At 66.7% G+C, this 14,807-nt stretch carries 11 protein-coding genes; 5 read left to right on the top strand and 6 right to left on the bottom strand.

Annotated features, from left to right (window positions below):
- Window positions 1–45: 45 nt before the first annotated feature.
- Window positions 46–1,674, bottom strand: coding sequence for an alkaline phosphatase D family protein (locus ACUJ46_RS11610; protein WP_445390653.1), 1,629 nt, complete (start codon window positions 1,672–1,674; stop codon window positions 46–48).
- A gap of 44 nt (window positions 1,675–1,718) precedes the next feature.
- Between ACUJ46_RS11610 and ACUJ46_RS11605 the strand changes: the two genes are divergently transcribed.
- Window positions 1,719–1,940 (top strand): DUF2256 domain-containing protein, encoded by a 222-nt coding sequence (locus ACUJ46_RS11605; protein ID WP_445390652.1) that lies wholly within the window; start codon window positions 1,719–1,721, stop codon window positions 1,938–1,940.
- 31 nt (window positions 1,941–1,971) lie between these two features.
- Window positions 1,972–2,748 carry a class II aldolase/adducin family protein gene (locus ACUJ46_RS11600; protein ID WP_445390651.1) on the top strand — a complete coding sequence of 259 codons (777 nt, stop codon included), beginning with the start codon at window positions 1,972–1,974 and terminating at the stop codon, window positions 2,746–2,748.
- Window positions 2,749–2,836: 88 nt separating this feature from the next.
- On the opposite strand, the gene ACUJ46_RS11595 is transcribed toward ACUJ46_RS11600, so the two are convergent.
- The 3 genes from ACUJ46_RS11595 to ACUJ46_RS11585 all read right to left on the bottom strand — a co-directional run bounded on the left by ACUJ46_RS11595 (window position 2,837) and on the right by ACUJ46_RS11585 (window position 7,230).
- Window positions 2,837–3,697, bottom strand: coding sequence for a helix-turn-helix domain-containing protein (locus ACUJ46_RS11595; protein WP_445390650.1), 861 nt, complete (start codon window positions 3,695–3,697; stop codon window positions 2,837–2,839).
- A 700-nt stretch (window positions 3,698–4,397) separates the two neighbouring features.
- Complete coding sequence (locus tag ACUJ46_RS11590; protein ID WP_445390649.1) at window positions 4,398–6,254, bottom strand: DUF885 domain-containing protein; 1,857 nt, start codon at window positions 6,252–6,254, stop codon at window positions 4,398–4,400.
- A 178-nt stretch (window positions 6,255–6,432) separates the two neighbouring features.
- Window positions 6,433–7,230 carry an NF038132 family protein gene (locus tag ACUJ46_RS11585; protein WP_445390648.1) on the bottom strand — a complete coding sequence of 266 codons (798 nt, stop codon included), beginning with the start codon at window positions 7,228–7,230 and terminating at the stop codon, window positions 6,433–6,435.
- 258 nt (window positions 7,231–7,488) lie between these two features.
- On the opposite strand from ACUJ46_RS11585, the gene ACUJ46_RS11580 reads away from it, so the two are divergent.
- From ACUJ46_RS11580 to ACUJ46_RS11570, 3 genes are read left to right on the top strand one after another with little or no spacing between them, the layout of a single operon-like run.
- The gene (locus ACUJ46_RS11580) at window positions 7,489–8,514 is read left to right on the top strand and encodes a quinone-dependent dihydroorotate dehydrogenase (protein WP_445390647.1); all 1,026 of its coding nucleotides are present in this window, start codon (window positions 7,489–7,491) and stop codon (window positions 8,512–8,514) included.
- A 32-nt stretch (window positions 8,515–8,546) separates the two neighbouring features.
- Window positions 8,547–10,373 (top strand): gamma-glutamyltransferase, encoded by a 1,827-nt coding sequence (gene ggt / locus ACUJ46_RS11575; protein ID WP_445390646.1) that lies wholly within the window; start codon window positions 8,547–8,549, stop codon window positions 10,371–10,373.
- A gap of 39 nt (window positions 10,374–10,412) precedes the next feature.
- The gene (locus ACUJ46_RS11570; RefSeq protein ID WP_445390645.1) at window positions 10,413–12,263 is read left to right on the top strand and encodes an AMP-dependent synthetase/ligase; all 1,851 of its coding nucleotides are present in this window, start codon (window positions 10,413–10,415) and stop codon (window positions 12,261–12,263) included.
- Between the two features lie 63 nt (window positions 12,264–12,326).
- On the opposite strand, the gene ACUJ46_RS11565 is transcribed toward ACUJ46_RS11570, so the two are convergent.
- Both ACUJ46_RS11565 and hslU read right to left on the bottom strand, forming a co-directional pair.
- Window positions 12,327–13,316 carry a TerC family protein gene (locus ACUJ46_RS11565; RefSeq protein WP_445390644.1) on the bottom strand — a complete coding sequence of 330 codons (990 nt, stop codon included), beginning with the start codon at window positions 13,314–13,316 and terminating at the stop codon, window positions 12,327–12,329.
- 158 nt (window positions 13,317–13,474) lie between these two features.
- Complete coding sequence (gene hslU / locus ACUJ46_RS11560; RefSeq protein WP_445390643.1) at window positions 13,475–14,806, bottom strand: ATP-dependent protease ATPase subunit HslU; 1,332 nt, start codon at window positions 14,804–14,806, stop codon at window positions 13,475–13,477.
- Between the last annotated feature and the right edge of the window lies 1 nt (window position 14,807).

Genomic DNA, 14,807 nt, shown 5'->3' with positions numbered 1-14,807 from the left:
GAGGCAAGCCGCCCGAAAAGCCGCCCTTTCTTCACCCTGGCGCCATCATCCCATCACCAGAGACCGCCGCCCGGCAAGCGCCCGTCCGCGCACGACTGCCGCGAGCTTAGGCGCGCGCACTGTGGCCGGCCCGGTGAAGCGCCACTCGCATACTGCCTCCGCGGGTGTCAGCGTCACCTGCATATAGCCCCGCCGCCCGGTATCGGCCCATTTCAGCGTGGGGTTGGCAGCGGTCAGCGCCCCCGCGACTGCCGCCGGCGGCGTTGAAGTAAGATAGGCCTCGAAGCCCGGCGAGCTGACCGACTGGCCAGCGAACTCCACACCTACCGGCCGGCCCATGTGCAGCAGGTCGCTCGCCCAGGCATTGTGGCTGTCGCCCGCCAGCACCACGAGATCCGTTCCGTGGCGCTGGGCGGTCGCCAGCAACCGTGCGCGCGCCGCCGGATAGCCATCCCAGGCATCGAGGTTCATGGGCAGCCCCACCTGCGAGGCCAGCCCGGCCCCCTTCAGGAAGGCCGCCAACTGCGCGGGCGGGTTCGGCCCGGCCAGCCGCACGGCATCCGGCGGCAGCTTCAGTTCGCCCATCACCACCTGCTGCGCCAGCACCTGCCAGCGCACGCCCCGCCGGGCCGCGCCCTCCATTTCGGCGAACAGCCATTTTTCCTGCGCCAGCCCGAGGAGCTGCCGCCCCCCCGCCAGCCATTCCTCGTCCCGAAGGCGCTTCAGCCCGGCCATGGCATCGCTGCCGCTGCGGATCGCGCGGGCGACATCCAGCGGCTCTTCCCGGCCGGATACGCGCGTGTCCAGCCGGTAGAGCGTTGCCAGCCGGCCGATGTCATAGCGCGCCCACACCGCATCCGACACAGGCATCCAGTCCCGGTAGGCGGCGATGGCGGCCGCCATGCGGTCAGCCCAGGGGCCCTCGCTTGCCGGGTCGTGATTTTCCGCGCCGCGCATCCAGGCATCATTGGCCAGTTCATGGTCATCCCACAGGGTGATGGCGGGAAATGCGGCATGGATCGCCTGGAGGTCGGGGTCCGCCCGGTAACTGCGATAGCGCGCCCAGTAATCTTCGCGGCGGATGATCTCGTGCGCCGGCTCGATGACGCGGCCGGCCACGGCCTGCTGCGCCGACGGGTAGGTTCCGCGCGGATATTCATAGATATAGTCGCCCACATGGACCATCAGGTCGATGTCGTCCGCGGCGACGGCATGGCCATAGGCGTTGAACCAGCCAAAGGGCAGGTTGGAGCAGGAAAAGACCCCCAGCCTGAAGGCATTCGGGCTTCCCTCGGGCAGGGTCTTCGTCCGCCCGACGGGGGACTTCGTCTTGCCCGGCCCCAGCCAGCGGTAGAAATAGGTCCGCCCCGGCGCGAGGCCTTCCACCCTGGCGCGTGCCGTCCAGTCCCGCCCCGGCTCCGCAAGCGCCTCGGCCACCACGCGGCTGCGCGCCATGCGCGGGTCGGCGGAAATTTCCAGCCGCAACGGCACGGGCCTGTCGCCACCGGCGGCAAAGCGCGTCCAGAACAGCATGGAGGTCTGGCCCGGCTCGCCGGTCGCCACGCCATGGGTGAAGCCCGCCACGGGCGCGGCAGCCCGCGCCAGGCCGGGCAGGAAAAGCCCCCCCAGCGCCGCGCCAGCCAGAAGATCCCGCCGTCCGATTCCGCTGTTCATGTCCATGCTCCGCATTATCCGGGCGCGGTCTTTCGCAGCATAGCATGACAGCAGCATTGCAGCCCGCGCACCCTGCGGCCACAACAGCCGATATGCCACGCATGCGCAAGAAAGCGGATCTGCCCAGCAAGACCTGCGCCCACTGCGGCCGCCCCTTCAGCTGGCGCCGGAAATGGTCGCGCGTCTGGGACGAGGTGCGCTATTGTTCGGATGCGTGCCGCAGCGGCAGGATGCCGAAGGCGGCCACGGGAAACAGCGGCAACTGAGGGCGCGAGACGCCGAAGGGGAGAGACAAGAATGGCAACGCAACTGAAACCGCCGGCCGATGTCCGGCAGCAGGTCTCGGACGAGGAATGGGCCCTGCGCGAGGATCTCGCCTGCGCCTACCGGCTGGTCGCCCATCATGGCTGGGACGATCTGATCTTCACCCATCTCTCGGTCCGGGTTCCGGGGCCGGAGCATCACTTCCTCATCAACCCCTACAACCTGATGTTCGAGGAAATCACCGCGTCCTCGCTGGTGAAGATCGACCTTCACGGCAACCCGGTGATGGAAACGCCCTACATGACCAACCCGGCGGGCTTCACCATCCACTCCGCCATCCACATGGCGCGCGAGGATGCGCATGCCGTCATGCACCTGCACACGCCGCACGGGCAGGCGGTGTCGGCGCAGGCCGATGGGCTGATGCCCCTCACCCAGACAGCCATGCTCATCCGCGATGACGTTGCCTACCATCACTATGAGGGCGTGGCGGTCGACCTTGACGAACGCGAACGGCTGGTTGCCGACCTCGGCACGAAGAATGCCATGATCCTGCGGAACCACGGCACGCTCGCTGTCGGTGAGACCGTGGGCGAAGCCTTCATCCGCCTCTATTATCTGGAGCGCGCCTGCGAGGCGCAGATCCTCGCGCTGTCGGGCGGGGCCCAGCTTCTGAACCACCCGCCGCAAGGCACGCCGGAAAAGACGGCGGGTCAGGGCCGTGACGGGCTGAAGATCGTGGGCAACATGCTGGCATGGCCCGCCCTGCGCCGGAAGATGGACCGGATCAGCCCCGGCTACCGCGACTAGACGGCGACCGGCATCGGCCCGGAAACAGGCGGCCGGGCAGCCGTGCCCGGCCCGCCACGGCAGGGCAGCAACGGCAGGGCAGCACGGCTCAGCTGACGAGGTTCAGCTTGGGCATGGTCAGGTGCGTCTGACGCTTGGCGATCGTCAGCCGGTTCAGCCAGGGGCTGTCCTTGGCCGTGAACTGCGATGGCGTCATCCCGACGAAGGTCTTGAAATCCCTGATGAAGTGGGATTGATCATAAAAGGCACCGGCAGCCGCCGCCTCCCAGCCGGCATCCGGGTTGAGGCCGAGGCGCACGGCCGCCTGCAGGGCGCGATACTTGCGCGCCAGCATCTTCGGGCTTGAGCCATAGACCCTGTGCGTCAGCCGCTCGATCTGCCGCGCCGACATGCCCGTCATCGATACCAGCTCGTTCACATCCGGGTTGGCGGAGCTTGCCAGCCATTCGTCCGCGGCGCGGGTGAACCAGAGCGGCGGCGGCTTGGCCTGCATGGAAAGCAGCAGGAAGAAGGCGTCGGCTGCCGCCACGATCTCGCGGTGGTTGCGCGCCTCGGCCATGCGCTCCACCGTGCGGCGGGCGACAAGGCCGGCCACATCCTCGAGGTCGGCGACCATGTTCACGAAATCACTGGCGCCAGCGCCCACCAGTGCCGCCCAGCCAGCCGGCAAAAGCCCTGCCCCCAGAAGACGAAGTGGCCCATGCCCCATCAGCCGCACCGCGACTGTCGTCGCGCCACAGAGGGCAGCAGGCGGCACGGTCACGAAATCGCCGCTGCCATAGGCGAACTGGCCGCCGCCCTCGAAGAAGAAACGCACTTGCGGCAGCTCGGCACGCAGCGTGTCGCTGATGTGGGATGCCCCCACCTCGAAGACATAATAGCTGGAAACCCAGGTGCGCAGCGGCGCGGCAGGCGAATAGTAGCGCAGGGAAAATCCGGGTGATGTCACGGCACGAACACCCGTATTCGGTAACACTTCATGCTGCCCCCCGGCGAAACTGTTAGGATGAGCCAAAAGCGCGGTCGCAGATCCCCGCACGGCACTTGCTCCGTTTCCGTCATCCTGCAGGATGATCAGTGCGGGAAATGCGTTTCCAGCCGGACCCCGCCTCCACAGGGAGCATAGCCGGACCCTCGCACAGGGCCGACCAAACCCCGTGCACGGCCAAGTTTATTGCGAATAACAATCTTCTGGTCAAGCCGGCGCACTGACCTGCTCACTGGCCGATTCATTGCCCGGCTCATTGACTCAAGAAATCATCGCCAGTCAGATTCAGATCATAAGGCTTTCCCGGTGCCAATTAATGCCGTAAGCCATAGTCTACTTGAATGATAAAAAAGCGCCCCGGTGCCACTGGGGCGCCGGGGCGTTGAAGTGAGGATGGTATTCCGTACCAGCTTCAGGGCGATTCCATGAAGGAACCACCTGTCCGCCGATGCCGGCGCAGACCATCCTTGGGTCGCAAATTCCGTATATATCGATTCAGTGTCATTGTCTTGGACAAAAGCGACAAGGCCGGAGGCTATTCATCAATTGATGACAATCCCGGGGCCGCCGCCGCCTCGTGCGGCGGCGGCATTCCCGCAGCCTTGCCAGACAGTTAAGCTTGCCGAACAGTTAGGCACCCACTGCCGGCAAGACCCAGGTTTCAGGCGGCAGGCTTGCCGGCGCTGGCGGCCCAGGCGCGCACCTGCTCCGCAAGCACGTCCAGCGGCACCGCACCCGCCCGCAACACCACATCATGGAATCCGCGGATGTCGAACCGATCCCCCATGGAAGCCCGCGCTTCCTCGCGTAGGCGCAGAAGTTCCAGCTTGCCGATGGAATAGGCGGTCGCCTGACCCGGATAGACGATGTAGCGCTCGACTGCGCGCACCACTTCCGCCTCGTCGGACGGGCTGTTTTCCATGTGGTAGCGGATCGCGTCCGCACGGCTCCAGCCCTTGTGGTGGATACCGGTGTCGACCACCAGCCGGATGGCCCGCCACAGGTCCAGCTTCAGACGGCCGAAATCCTGCCACGGGTCCTGATAGAAGCCCATCTCCTTCGCAAGCAGCTCGGTGTAGAGGCCCCAGCCTTCGGAATAGGCGGTGAATCCACCGAATTTGCGGAAGGCCGGCACATCCTTCAGCTCGGTCTGGATCGCGCGCTGCATATGGTGGCCGGGCAGGCCTTCATGGAACGCCAGCGCCTCGATCTCATACTTCGGCATTTCCCGCATGTTGTAGAGATTGGCGTAGAAGGTGCCAGGGCGCGACCCGTCGGGTGCGGGCTGCTGATAGAAGGCCTTGCCGGCGCTCTTCTCGCGGAAGGCTTCCACGCGCTTCACCACCAGCGGTGCCTTCGGCAGTGTTGCGAAGGCCTCGGGCAGTTTCGCGGTCATGTCTTCCAGCGCCTTGCGCGCATGCGCCAGATAGGCGTCCCGGCCGGCGTCGCTGTCGGGGTAGAAGAGATCGGTGCTGGCGCGCACATGGGCGAACAGGTCGCGCACATCGCCCTTCACGCCCAGCGCCGGCATCAGCGCCGCCATTTCGGCATGGATTCTCGCCACTTCGCGAAGGCCGGTCTGATGGATCTCCTCGGGCGTCAGGGCCGTCGTCGTGTGGAAGGCCAGCCGCTCGGCATACCAGTCGGCGCCGCCCGGCAGATGCAGGATGCCATCGCCCTTGCGCGGCGCCTTCGCCTGGCGTTCCATCGCATCCGCAAGCCGGCGATAGGCCGGCGCGACACCATCCTTCAGCGCAGCTTCAGCCTCGCGCACAAGGCGCGCCCTGTCGGCATCGGACAGCTCGATACGGGCGATCTTGGCCTTGAAGTCGGCCAGAAGGCTGGAATCCGGCCCGTCCTCGAACGGGGCGCCCTTCAGGAAGGTCCGCGCATCGCCCGCCACATGGGCATAGACCCAGGCCGGCGCCGGCGCGCCCTTCTCCGCCCTCTCGGTGGACATGCCCACCAGCTGGTCGACCAGCGGGCCAAGGCCGCGCAGCCGTTCCACATAGGCCTCGGCCTCGGCCTTGTTGCCGATGCGGTGAATGTTGATGAGGAAGGCGGGAAGCTGCGTCTGCGCGCCGCGCATCTGATCGAACGGAAGCTCGAGGTGGCGGAACTTCTCCGCCGCGGCGCGCCGTTCCATCTGCTTTTCGAAGAGGCGATAGGAAATGCGCGCCTGCGGCGAAAGCGGCGCATCCGCGAAGCGGCGGCGCATTTCCGCGAGATAGGCCATGTCCTCGGCGAGGTCGGCATCCGCCTTCGCATCCGAAGGATCGGACCATTTGCCATAGTCGGCGTCGCGGATGCCGCGATAGGCCTTGGCGGTCGGGTTGCGGGCAAGGCTTGCGGCATCATGGCTGGCGAAGAAATCCGCCAGCGCCGCATCGGCGGATTGCTCGGCCGTGGCAGCGGGCGCGGGCCGGGCGGCCTGCGCAGCAAGCGGCGCAGCCACAAGAGCGGAAAGGGCGACACTGGCCGAGAGAGTCAGTGCGAGAGTGCGATGATGAAGGCGCATGAAACAGTCTCCCGGATAATGTTCGGGACTGCTGTAGCCGCTGGCTCAGGCCAAAGAAAAGGCCCGGAGAGGGACGAACCCCGCTCCGGGCCATATTCCGCCGCGCCAGCCTTTCGGCCCGGCGACTTTCAGGTCACCTGCGGCCCCTTTCGGAAAGGGGCCAGCGATCAGGCGCCGATCAGGCGGCCTTCACGGCCATGTCGCTGCGGCGACGGCGCGCCACGAAGCCGACCATGCCGAAACCGGCAATCAGCATCGCCCAGGTGGCCGGCTCGGGGATGCCGGGCGTCGGGTCGATCGGATCGCCGTCGATCACGAGGCCGGCGAACGCCAGACCGGAATCGTAAATGGTGTCCACCGCGTTGGCGGCACCGAACTGCAGCGTGTAGACGCCGGCTTCCTCGATGGTGTAGGTGGATTTGATCCAGCCGGTATAGCCGCAACCCGTGCTGAAGCAGAGACCGGAGCTACCCTGCAGCGGCGACCACACCGGGGCACCCGGGATGATCGGAGTGGACGCCGGATCGAGAACGACACCGGGGGCAAGGCCGGGAAGGCCGAAGCCGGGCACCGTGTCACCCGAAGGCGTGGTCCGCGCCGTGAACAGGGTCAGGCTGCCGCTGCCGCCGTTGAGCGCCGCCCAGCCGAAGTCGGAGAAGCCGGACCCGTCGGACGTCACGTAATTGAAGTAGAATTCGAGCGTGGAGCCCGCCTGCGCCTCGAAGGCGGAGGTGGTGAAGTTCGAACCGTTCGTCGCCTCGCCAACAGCGAAGCCGGGAATGTCGCCGCCGCCATCCGGGCCGATGGTGGTGACATAACGATACTGCCCGCCGATGGGCGGCGCCGTCACCACGCCATCCGCGCCCAGTACGCCGCAGTCACCGACGCAGACATTGGCGGACGCAGCCGACGGAACCATCGCCAGGCCGAGCGCCGCGACGCCGAGGCCGAAAACCGCTTTCAGACCTTTTGCCATGAGTAATACCCTCCATGTTGACATATTGCCCCCTCGAGGCCGGCAGCCCGGCCCGAAGCGAAACATTTCGTGCATGATTCATGCCAAAGTATCAAACCACTGATTCAAAACAAATTAAGAAAATCCTCCTCAACGAATTTGTAAAATATTCCGACATTCGGATAGCCTGCTTCACTTGCAGCGCAAACCTTGCGTGCACCCGGCGGGCGCCCTGTGGGCATCTTGCGGGCACTGGGGGGAGCACCTAGAGCCGGAGCCATGTTCAAGCTGCTTCGCCCCGCGCTCTTCACGCTCGATCCGGAAACCGCGCACGGGCTGACGCTCGCAACCCTCGCGCACCTCCCGGCAGGCCGGGGGCCGGCCTTCGACCCGGTGCTTGAAACCCGCATCGCCGGCCTTCGCTTTCCGTCCCCCATCGGGCTTGCGGCCGGGTTCGACAAGGATGCCCGGGTCTGGCGGCAGATGCTGGGCTTCGGCTTCGGCTTTGCCGAAGTGGGCACGCTGACCCCCCGGCCGCAGCAGGGCAACCCGAAGCCGCGCATCTTCCGGCTGGTCGAGGACAGGGCCGTCATCAACCGGCTTGGATTCAACAATGGCGGGCTTGAAGCCGCCCTTCCCCGCCTTGCCCCGCACCCGCGCCTGGGTGTGAACGTGGGCGCCAACAAGGACAGCACCGACCGCATCGCCGATTATGTGACCGGCGTCACCGCCGTCCGCGACCGGGCCGCCTGGATCACGCTCAATATCTCCTCGCCCAACACGCCCGGCCTTCGCGGCCTGCAGGGAGAGGCGCTGCCGGAGCTGCTGGCGGCCGCCGCCGAAGCACGCGGCACGGACGGGCCGCCGCTGTTCCTGAAGGTCGCCCCCGATCTCGATGACAGCCAGATCGACTTCATCGCCCGCACCCTCATCGAAAGCCGCCTGCAGGGCCTCATCGTTTCAAACACCACGCTTGCCCGGCCCGAAAGCCTGAAAAGCCGCCATGCCGGCGAAACCGGCGGCCTGTCGGGCACGCCGCTCATGGCGCCATCGACTGCCGTGCTTGCAGCCTTCGCGCGGCGCATCGAAGGGCGGTTGCCGCTGATCGGGGCGGGCGGCATCGCCAGCGCCGAAGACGCCTATGCGAAGATCCGCGCTGGTGCTTCGGCAGTCCAGCTCTATTCGGCGCTGGTCTATGAGGGGCCGGGCCTGCCGGCGCACCTTGCAGCCGGCCTTGCCACCCTGCTGAAGCGCGAGGGTTTCACCCGCATCGAAGAGGCCGTCGGCACGGGCCTCAAGGCTTGAGCCTTTCGTGCGCCGGCCCTATCCACGGTCTCATGATGATGAAGCGCCTGCTGGCAGCCCCGGCGTTATTCGCCCTTCTCGCCCTGCCCTCAACCGCCAGCGCGCAGCTTGCGCCGGCAGCCCCCAGCGCCCGGCTTGCGCCGGTAACGGCAGCACCCGAAACCACCCCCGGCACGCGCTTCTACGAACCGGATGACCGCAAGTTCCGCCGGCCGCCGGCAGATACGGCGGCCAGTGGCGCCGCCGCCGTGACAGCGGCCGACCCGCTGGCAACCGCCGCCGGCCAGGCGATGCTGAAGGCAGGCGGCACAGCGGCCGATGCAGCCATTGCCATGATGATCACACTCACCGTCGTCGAGCCGCAGTCGAGCGGCCTGGGCGGTGGCGGCTTCCTGCTGTGGCATGATGGCAAAAGCGGCGTGACCACCACGCTCGACGGCCGCGAAAAGGCCCCCGCCGCCGCCGGCCCGGACCGGTTCCTGAAGGCCGAAGGCCAGCCCATGGGGTTCGCCGAAGCCGTCCCCGGCGGCTATTCGGTGGGCGTGCCCGGCGCCGTGGCGCTGGCAGCCGAAGCGCATGGGCGCTGGGGACGGCTGCCATGGGCGGATCTGTTCCAGCCCGCCATCCGCCTTGCCAGGCACGGCTTTCCCGTCAGCGAGCGGCTCAACCGCTTCACCGCCAGCCGCAAGGCTATGCTGGCGCGCGATCCGGCGGCCCGCGCCATCTTCCTCGACCCCCGTGGCGAACCCTGGCCGGTTGGCCATGTGCTGCGCCAGCCGGCGCTTGCCGAAAGCCTGGAGCAGATCGCCGCAGAGGGGCCGGACGCCTTCTACAAGGGGCCAGTGGGTGCCGCCGTATCAGAAGCGGTCGCCAATGCCTTTTCGAACCAGGCAGCCCTTACGGCGGCGGATCTCGCCGCCTATCGCGTGACGGAACGCGAAGCCCTCTGCCGCCCCTACCGGCAGTGGCGGGCCTGCACCATGGGTCCGCCCTCGGCGGGTGGTATCGCGGTGCTGCAGATCCTCGGCCAGCTCGAACGCTTCGACCTCGGGAAACTGGGGCAGGACAATCTGCTCTCATGGCACCTGTTCGCCGAATCCCAGCGCCTGGCCTTTGCCGACCGCGAGGCCTATGGCGCCGATGCCGACCATGCGCCCGTGCCGGTGGCCGGGCTTGTCGACAGCGGCTACATCACGCAGCGCTCGGCGCTCATCCGGCTCGACCGGGCGATGGCGGAAGCCGGGCCGGGAACGCCGCCGGGCGTGGCCCCGCGCGCAGCCCAGCCGCTCGCCGATGTGCCCTCCACCTCGCATCTGGCCGCCGCCGATTCGCGCGGCAATGTCGCCAGCCTCACCTCAACTATCGAAGGGCCGTTCGGCAGCGGGCTGGTTGCGGCCGGCATCGTCCTCAACAACGAACTGACCGATTTCGACTTCAACCCCGTGCGTGATGCAGCACCCGCGCCCAACCGGGTCGAGCCGGGCAAACGGCCGCGCAGCTCGATGGCGCCCACCATCATCTTCGACCGTGCGGGAAAACCGGTCGCGGCCTTCGGGGCAGCGGGCGGGGCGACCATCATCGCACAGGTGGCCAAAGCTATCATCGCCCACCTGGACTGGGGCATGAGCGTGGAGGACGCACTGGCCGCACCCCAGGTCTTCGCCGACAGGCGTGGTTTTCGTTACGAGGCGGACACCCGGATCGAGGCAATGGCCGCCGGACTGAAGGCGCTGGGCCATAAAGATGTCCGCTCGGCAACATTGCCATTGAAAGGCAATGCCCTTGTGCGGCAGGGGAGTGGCTGGCGCGCGGCAGCGGACCCGCGAAGCGAGGGCCAGGCGCTGGCAATCAGCCGATAAAAAGCCAGGTATTCACCAGAGGGTCGCAGGGAGCAGGACATGAGCAAGGCGGACATCGCTGAGGCGGAGCGACTGAGGGAAGCGGAGCGCGCGGTCGCCCTGACGGGGATCGAGCGCTGGCAGAATCTGGTGGAAATGTTCTTCGGCCAGGCCGAAAAGCTGGGGAGCGCCGCCATGCTGTGGCGCCGCACGGGCGAAAGCTGGCAGTCGATCAGCTGGGCAGACGCCGCCAGGGCGGTGGCGACCATTGCGACCGCCCTGCGCGCCAATGGCGTCACCCCGGGCAGCCGCGTCGTCCTGATTTCGGAAAACCGGCCCGAATTCTGCCTCTGGGATCTCGGCATCATGGCGGCGGGCGCCATCACCGTGCCCACCTACACGACCAACACGGCGCGCGATCACGCGCACATCCTGTCCGACAGCGGCGCGATCGCGGCTGTCGTCTCCGGCCCGAAGCTCGCCAAACCGCTGATGGAAGCGCTGATCGGCGTCAGCAGCTGCAAGCTCGTCATCGGGCTGGAACCGCTGGGCCTCGCGCAGCACCCGCCGCATGTCGATGTGACGGACGCAGCAAGCCTCATGGCCGCCCACACCGGCAGCGTCGCCGCCGTCAAGGGCTGGGCGCGGATGAAGCGCCAGGACACGGCCTGCATCATCTACACCTCCGGCACCGGCGGAACGCCGCGCGGCGTTCTCCAGCACCACGGCGCCATCCTGCACAATGTGGCTGGCTGCGTCGACGTGATCCGCAACGATTTCCCGGATACCGGCCGCGAGACCTTCCTGTCCTTCCTGCCGCTGTCGCATGCCTATGAGCACACGGCCGGCCAGTTCCTGCCGATCGGCCTCGGCGGGGAAATCTACTATGCCGAAAGCTTGGAGCGGCTGTCCGCCAACATCGAGGAGGTGCGCCCCAGCATCATGGTGGTCGTGCCGCGCCTGTTCGAGGTGCTGCGCATGCGCATGCTGAAGGCGATAGACAAGCAGGGCGGCATGGCGCCCAGGATGCTGGCGCAGGCCGAGGCGCTGACGCGCAAGCGCGCAACCCGGGGCGGCCTCTCCATGTCGGACAGGCTCCTCGATGCGGTGATCGAGCGCACGCTGCGCCGCAAGGTGCGCGACAAGCTCGGCGGGCGGATCAAGGCGATGGTCTCGGGCGGCGCACCGCTCAACCCCGATGTCGGCATCTTCTTCCAGTCCATCGGCGTCACCTTGCTGCAGGGCTATGGCCAGACGGAGGCAGGCCCCGTCATCAGTTGCAACCGCCCCGCCACGGGCATCAAGATGCACACGGTCGGCCCGCCGCTGAAGGATGTGGACGTGCGCATCGCCGAGGATGGCGAAATTCTCGTGGCCGGCGAACTGGTGATGTCGGGCTACTGGAACCGCCCGGAGGAAAGCGAAGCCGCCCTCCGGGACGGCTGGCTCCACACCGGCGACATCGGCGAACTGGACGAAGACGGCCACATCGTCATCACCGACCGCAAGAAGGACATCATCGTCAACGACAAGGGCGACAATGTCGCCCCGCAGCGGATCGAGGGCATGCTCACCCTGCAGCCCGAAATCGGGCAGGCGATGGTCTATGGAGACAGGCGGCCCCATCTCGTGGGGGTGGTGGTGCCCGATGCGGAATGGGCTGCCGAATGGGCCGCCAGCCGCAACCTCGATCCGGAAGGGCTGAACGGAAACCCCGAATTCGTGCGCGCGGTGCAGGCCGCAGTCGACCGGGTGAACACCCAGCTTTCGGTCATCGAGAAGGTGCGTCGCGTGATGCTGGCGGATGCGCCCTTCACGGTCGAGAATGAACAGATGACGCCCAGCCTGAAGATCCGCCGCCACGTCCTGAAACAGGCTTATGGCGCACGTCTGGACGCGCTCTACCACTAGGCGAACGGAAACATGGCCTGGCGGCCCCCCGAAAGCCGGGGGACCGCCAGCCGGTTCAGGCTTTCAGCTCGCTGCCCCCTGGCTGTCCCCGCGGGTGCGCCACAGCGAATAGCCAACGCCCGCCGCCAGAATGGCAAAGGTGATGCCCAGCCCCCATTCCGGCGGGAACTTGCCGCCCGGGAAGGCAAGGATGTCCGCCAGGAAGATCTTGGCGCCGATGAACACAAGCAGCACCGCCAGCGCATATTTCAGGTAATGGAAGCGGTGAACCATCGCCGACAGCGCGAAATAGAGCGCCCTCAGGCCGAGAATGGCGAAGATGTTCGACGTATAGACGATGTAGGGATCGGTGGTGATGGCGAAGATGGCCGGCACCGAATCCACCGCAAAGACCACATCCACGAACTCCACCATGACCAGCGCCAGGAAAAGCGGCGTGGCGTGCGTGACCACGCGCCCCGTCAGCCGGTGCGGCGTCTTCACGAAGAAGCGGTCGCCGTGCAGGTCGTCCGTCACGTTGAGGCGTCGGCGCACCCAGGCGAGCACCGGCGAACCGCCGACATCGAACGCGCTGTCGGCCATGCGCCACATCTTCACGCCGGTGTAGATGAGGAAGGCCGCGAAGAAATAGAGAATCCAGCCGAATTCCGAAACCAGCGTCGCGCCCAGCCCGATCATGATGCCGCGCAGCACGATCACGCCCAATATGCCCCAGAACAGCACCCGGTGCTGGTAGAGCCTCGGCACGGCGAAATAGGAAAAGATTATCGCGATGACGAAGACATTGTCCATCGCCAGGCTTTTCTCGACAACGAAGCCGGTCACATATTCCTTGGCTGCCGTCGCCCCCAGCTGCCACCATACGAAGCCGCCGAAGGCCAGCCCGAGGGTGATGTAGAAAGCCGACATCCACAGCGATTCCCGCACCTCGATCTCGCGGTTCTCCCGGTGGAGAACGCCCAGATCGAGGACGAGAAGTGACAGCACGATGCCGAAAAAGGCGAGCCACAGCCACAAGGGCTTGCCCAGCCAGTCCGTGAACAGGAACTCCATCAGGCCCCTCTGCATATCCGCATGGCGCCGCGTCCGCGCCGGTTTCCCTTGCGCGGTTCCGACATCGCCGTGCCGCCGCACGACCAGAGGGGCCCGGAACCCGAGGCTTCCAGATGGACCCCGGCCTCCGGGCTTTCAAGCGGGAAAGAACGGAATGTTCAGAGGATGAACTTGCTCAGGTCATTGTCGCGGGCGATGGCGGCCAGCTGACGATCGACATAGGCGGCGTCGATCACCACTTCGCTGCCGCCGGCGTCGGGCGCCTCGAAGCTCAGCTCGTCGAGCAGCTTTTCCATCACCGTCTGCAGACGCCGGGCGCCGATGTTCTCGACCCGCTCGTTCACCTCGGCCGCCACCCGCGCGACAGCCGCGATGCCGTCGTCCGTGAAGGACAGGCTGACGCCCTCGGTCGCCATCAGCGCCACATACTGACGGACGAGGCTCGCCTCGGTATCGGACAGGATGCGCACGAAATCCGCCTGCGACAGGCCGGTCAGCTCAACCCGGATGGGAAGCCGGCCCTGAAGCTCGGGCAGAAGATCGGACGGCTTCGCCACATGAAAGGCGCCCGAGGCGATGAACAGGATATGGTCCGTCTTCACCGGGCCATATTTGGTGGCAACCGTCGTGCCCTCGATCAGCGGCAGCAGATCACGCTGCACGCCTTCGCGGGAAACGGAACCGCCCCGCACATCCGACACGGCGATCTTGTCGATCTCGTCCAGGAAGACGATGCCATTGGCTTCGGCCGCCTTCACCGCCTCGCGGGTCAGCTCCTCGGTGTCGAGGCGCTTGTCGCTTTCCTCGTTCACCAGCAATTCCCAGGCATCTTCCACCGGCATCCTGCGACGCCGCATGCGCTTGGGACCCAGGCCCTTCAGCATGTCGCCCAGATTGATCATGCCGACGGAACCGGGCGGCATGCCCGGCATCTCGAACGGCATGCCGCCGCCATTGTCCTCCACCTCGACATCGACTTCCCGGCCCTTCAGCTGGCCGGCGAAGATGCGGTCGCGGAAGGCAAGCCGCGTCGCTTCCGAGGCATCCTTGCCCACCAGCGCATCGAGCAGACGGTCGAGCGCCGCCTTTTCGGCCGCGTCGCGAACGGACGCCCGCCTTGCATCACGGGTCAGGCGGATGGATTCCTCGACGAGATCGCGAATGATGCTGTCCACGTCGCGGCCGACATAGCCGACCTCGGTGAACTTCGTGGCCTCGATCTTCAGGAACGGGGCATCGGCCAGCTTCGCCAGCCGGCGGCTGATCTCCGTCTTGCCGCAGCCCGTCGGCCCGATCATCAGGATGTTCTTGGGCGTCACCTCGTCGCGCAGTTCGGGCGGCAGCTGCTGGCGGCGCCAGCGGTTCCTGAGTGCGACGGCGACCGCCTTCTTGGCATCTGTCTGGCCGACGATATGCCGGTCTAGCGCGGCAACGATGGCGCGCGGCGTCAGCGCTTCGGCGGCGGTGTCGGCGATGATCGTCCTGTCCATG

It is taken from the genome of Sandaracinobacteroides sp. A072 (assembly GCF_052616365.1).
This window is presented reverse-complemented; position numbering and strand designations above follow the sequence as displayed.

Excerpts from the sequence above, each read along its gene's own strand:
- ACUJ46_RS11565 (WP_445390644.1), bottom strand. The coding sequence starts at position 13,316 with ATGGAGTTCCTGTTCACGGACTGGCTGGGCAAGCCCTTGTGGCTGTGG.
- hslU (WP_445390643.1), bottom strand. The coding sequence starts at position 14,806 with ATGGACAGGACGATCATCGCCGACACCGCCGCCGAAGCGCTGACGCCG.
- ACUJ46_RS11605 (WP_445390652.1), top strand. The coding sequence starts at position 1,719 with ATGACAGCAGCATTGCAGCCCGCGCACCCTGCGGCCACAACAGCCGAT.
- ACUJ46_RS11600 (WP_445390651.1), top strand. The coding sequence starts at position 1,972 with ATGGCAACGCAACTGAAACCGCCGGCCGATGTCCGGCAGCAGGTCTCG.
- ACUJ46_RS11580 (WP_445390647.1), top strand. The coding sequence starts at position 7,489 with ATGTTCAAGCTGCTTCGCCCCGCGCTCTTCACGCTCGATCCGGAAACC.
- ACUJ46_RS11590 (WP_445390649.1), bottom strand. The coding sequence starts at position 6,254 with ATGCGCCTTCATCATCGCACTCTCGCACTGACTCTCTCGGCCAGTGTC.
- ACUJ46_RS11610 (WP_445390653.1), bottom strand. The coding sequence starts at position 1,674 with ATGAACAGCGGAATCGGACGGCGGGATCTTCTGGCTGGCGCGGCGCTG.
- ggt (WP_445390646.1), top strand. The coding sequence starts at position 8,547 with ATGATGATGAAGCGCCTGCTGGCAGCCCCGGCGTTATTCGCCCTTCTC.
- ACUJ46_RS11570 (WP_445390645.1), top strand. The coding sequence starts at position 10,413 with ATGAGCAAGGCGGACATCGCTGAGGCGGAGCGACTGAGGGAAGCGGAG.
- ACUJ46_RS11585 (WP_445390648.1), bottom strand. The coding sequence starts at position 7,230 with ATGGCAAAAGGTCTGAAAGCGGTTTTCGGCCTCGGCGTCGCGGCGCTC.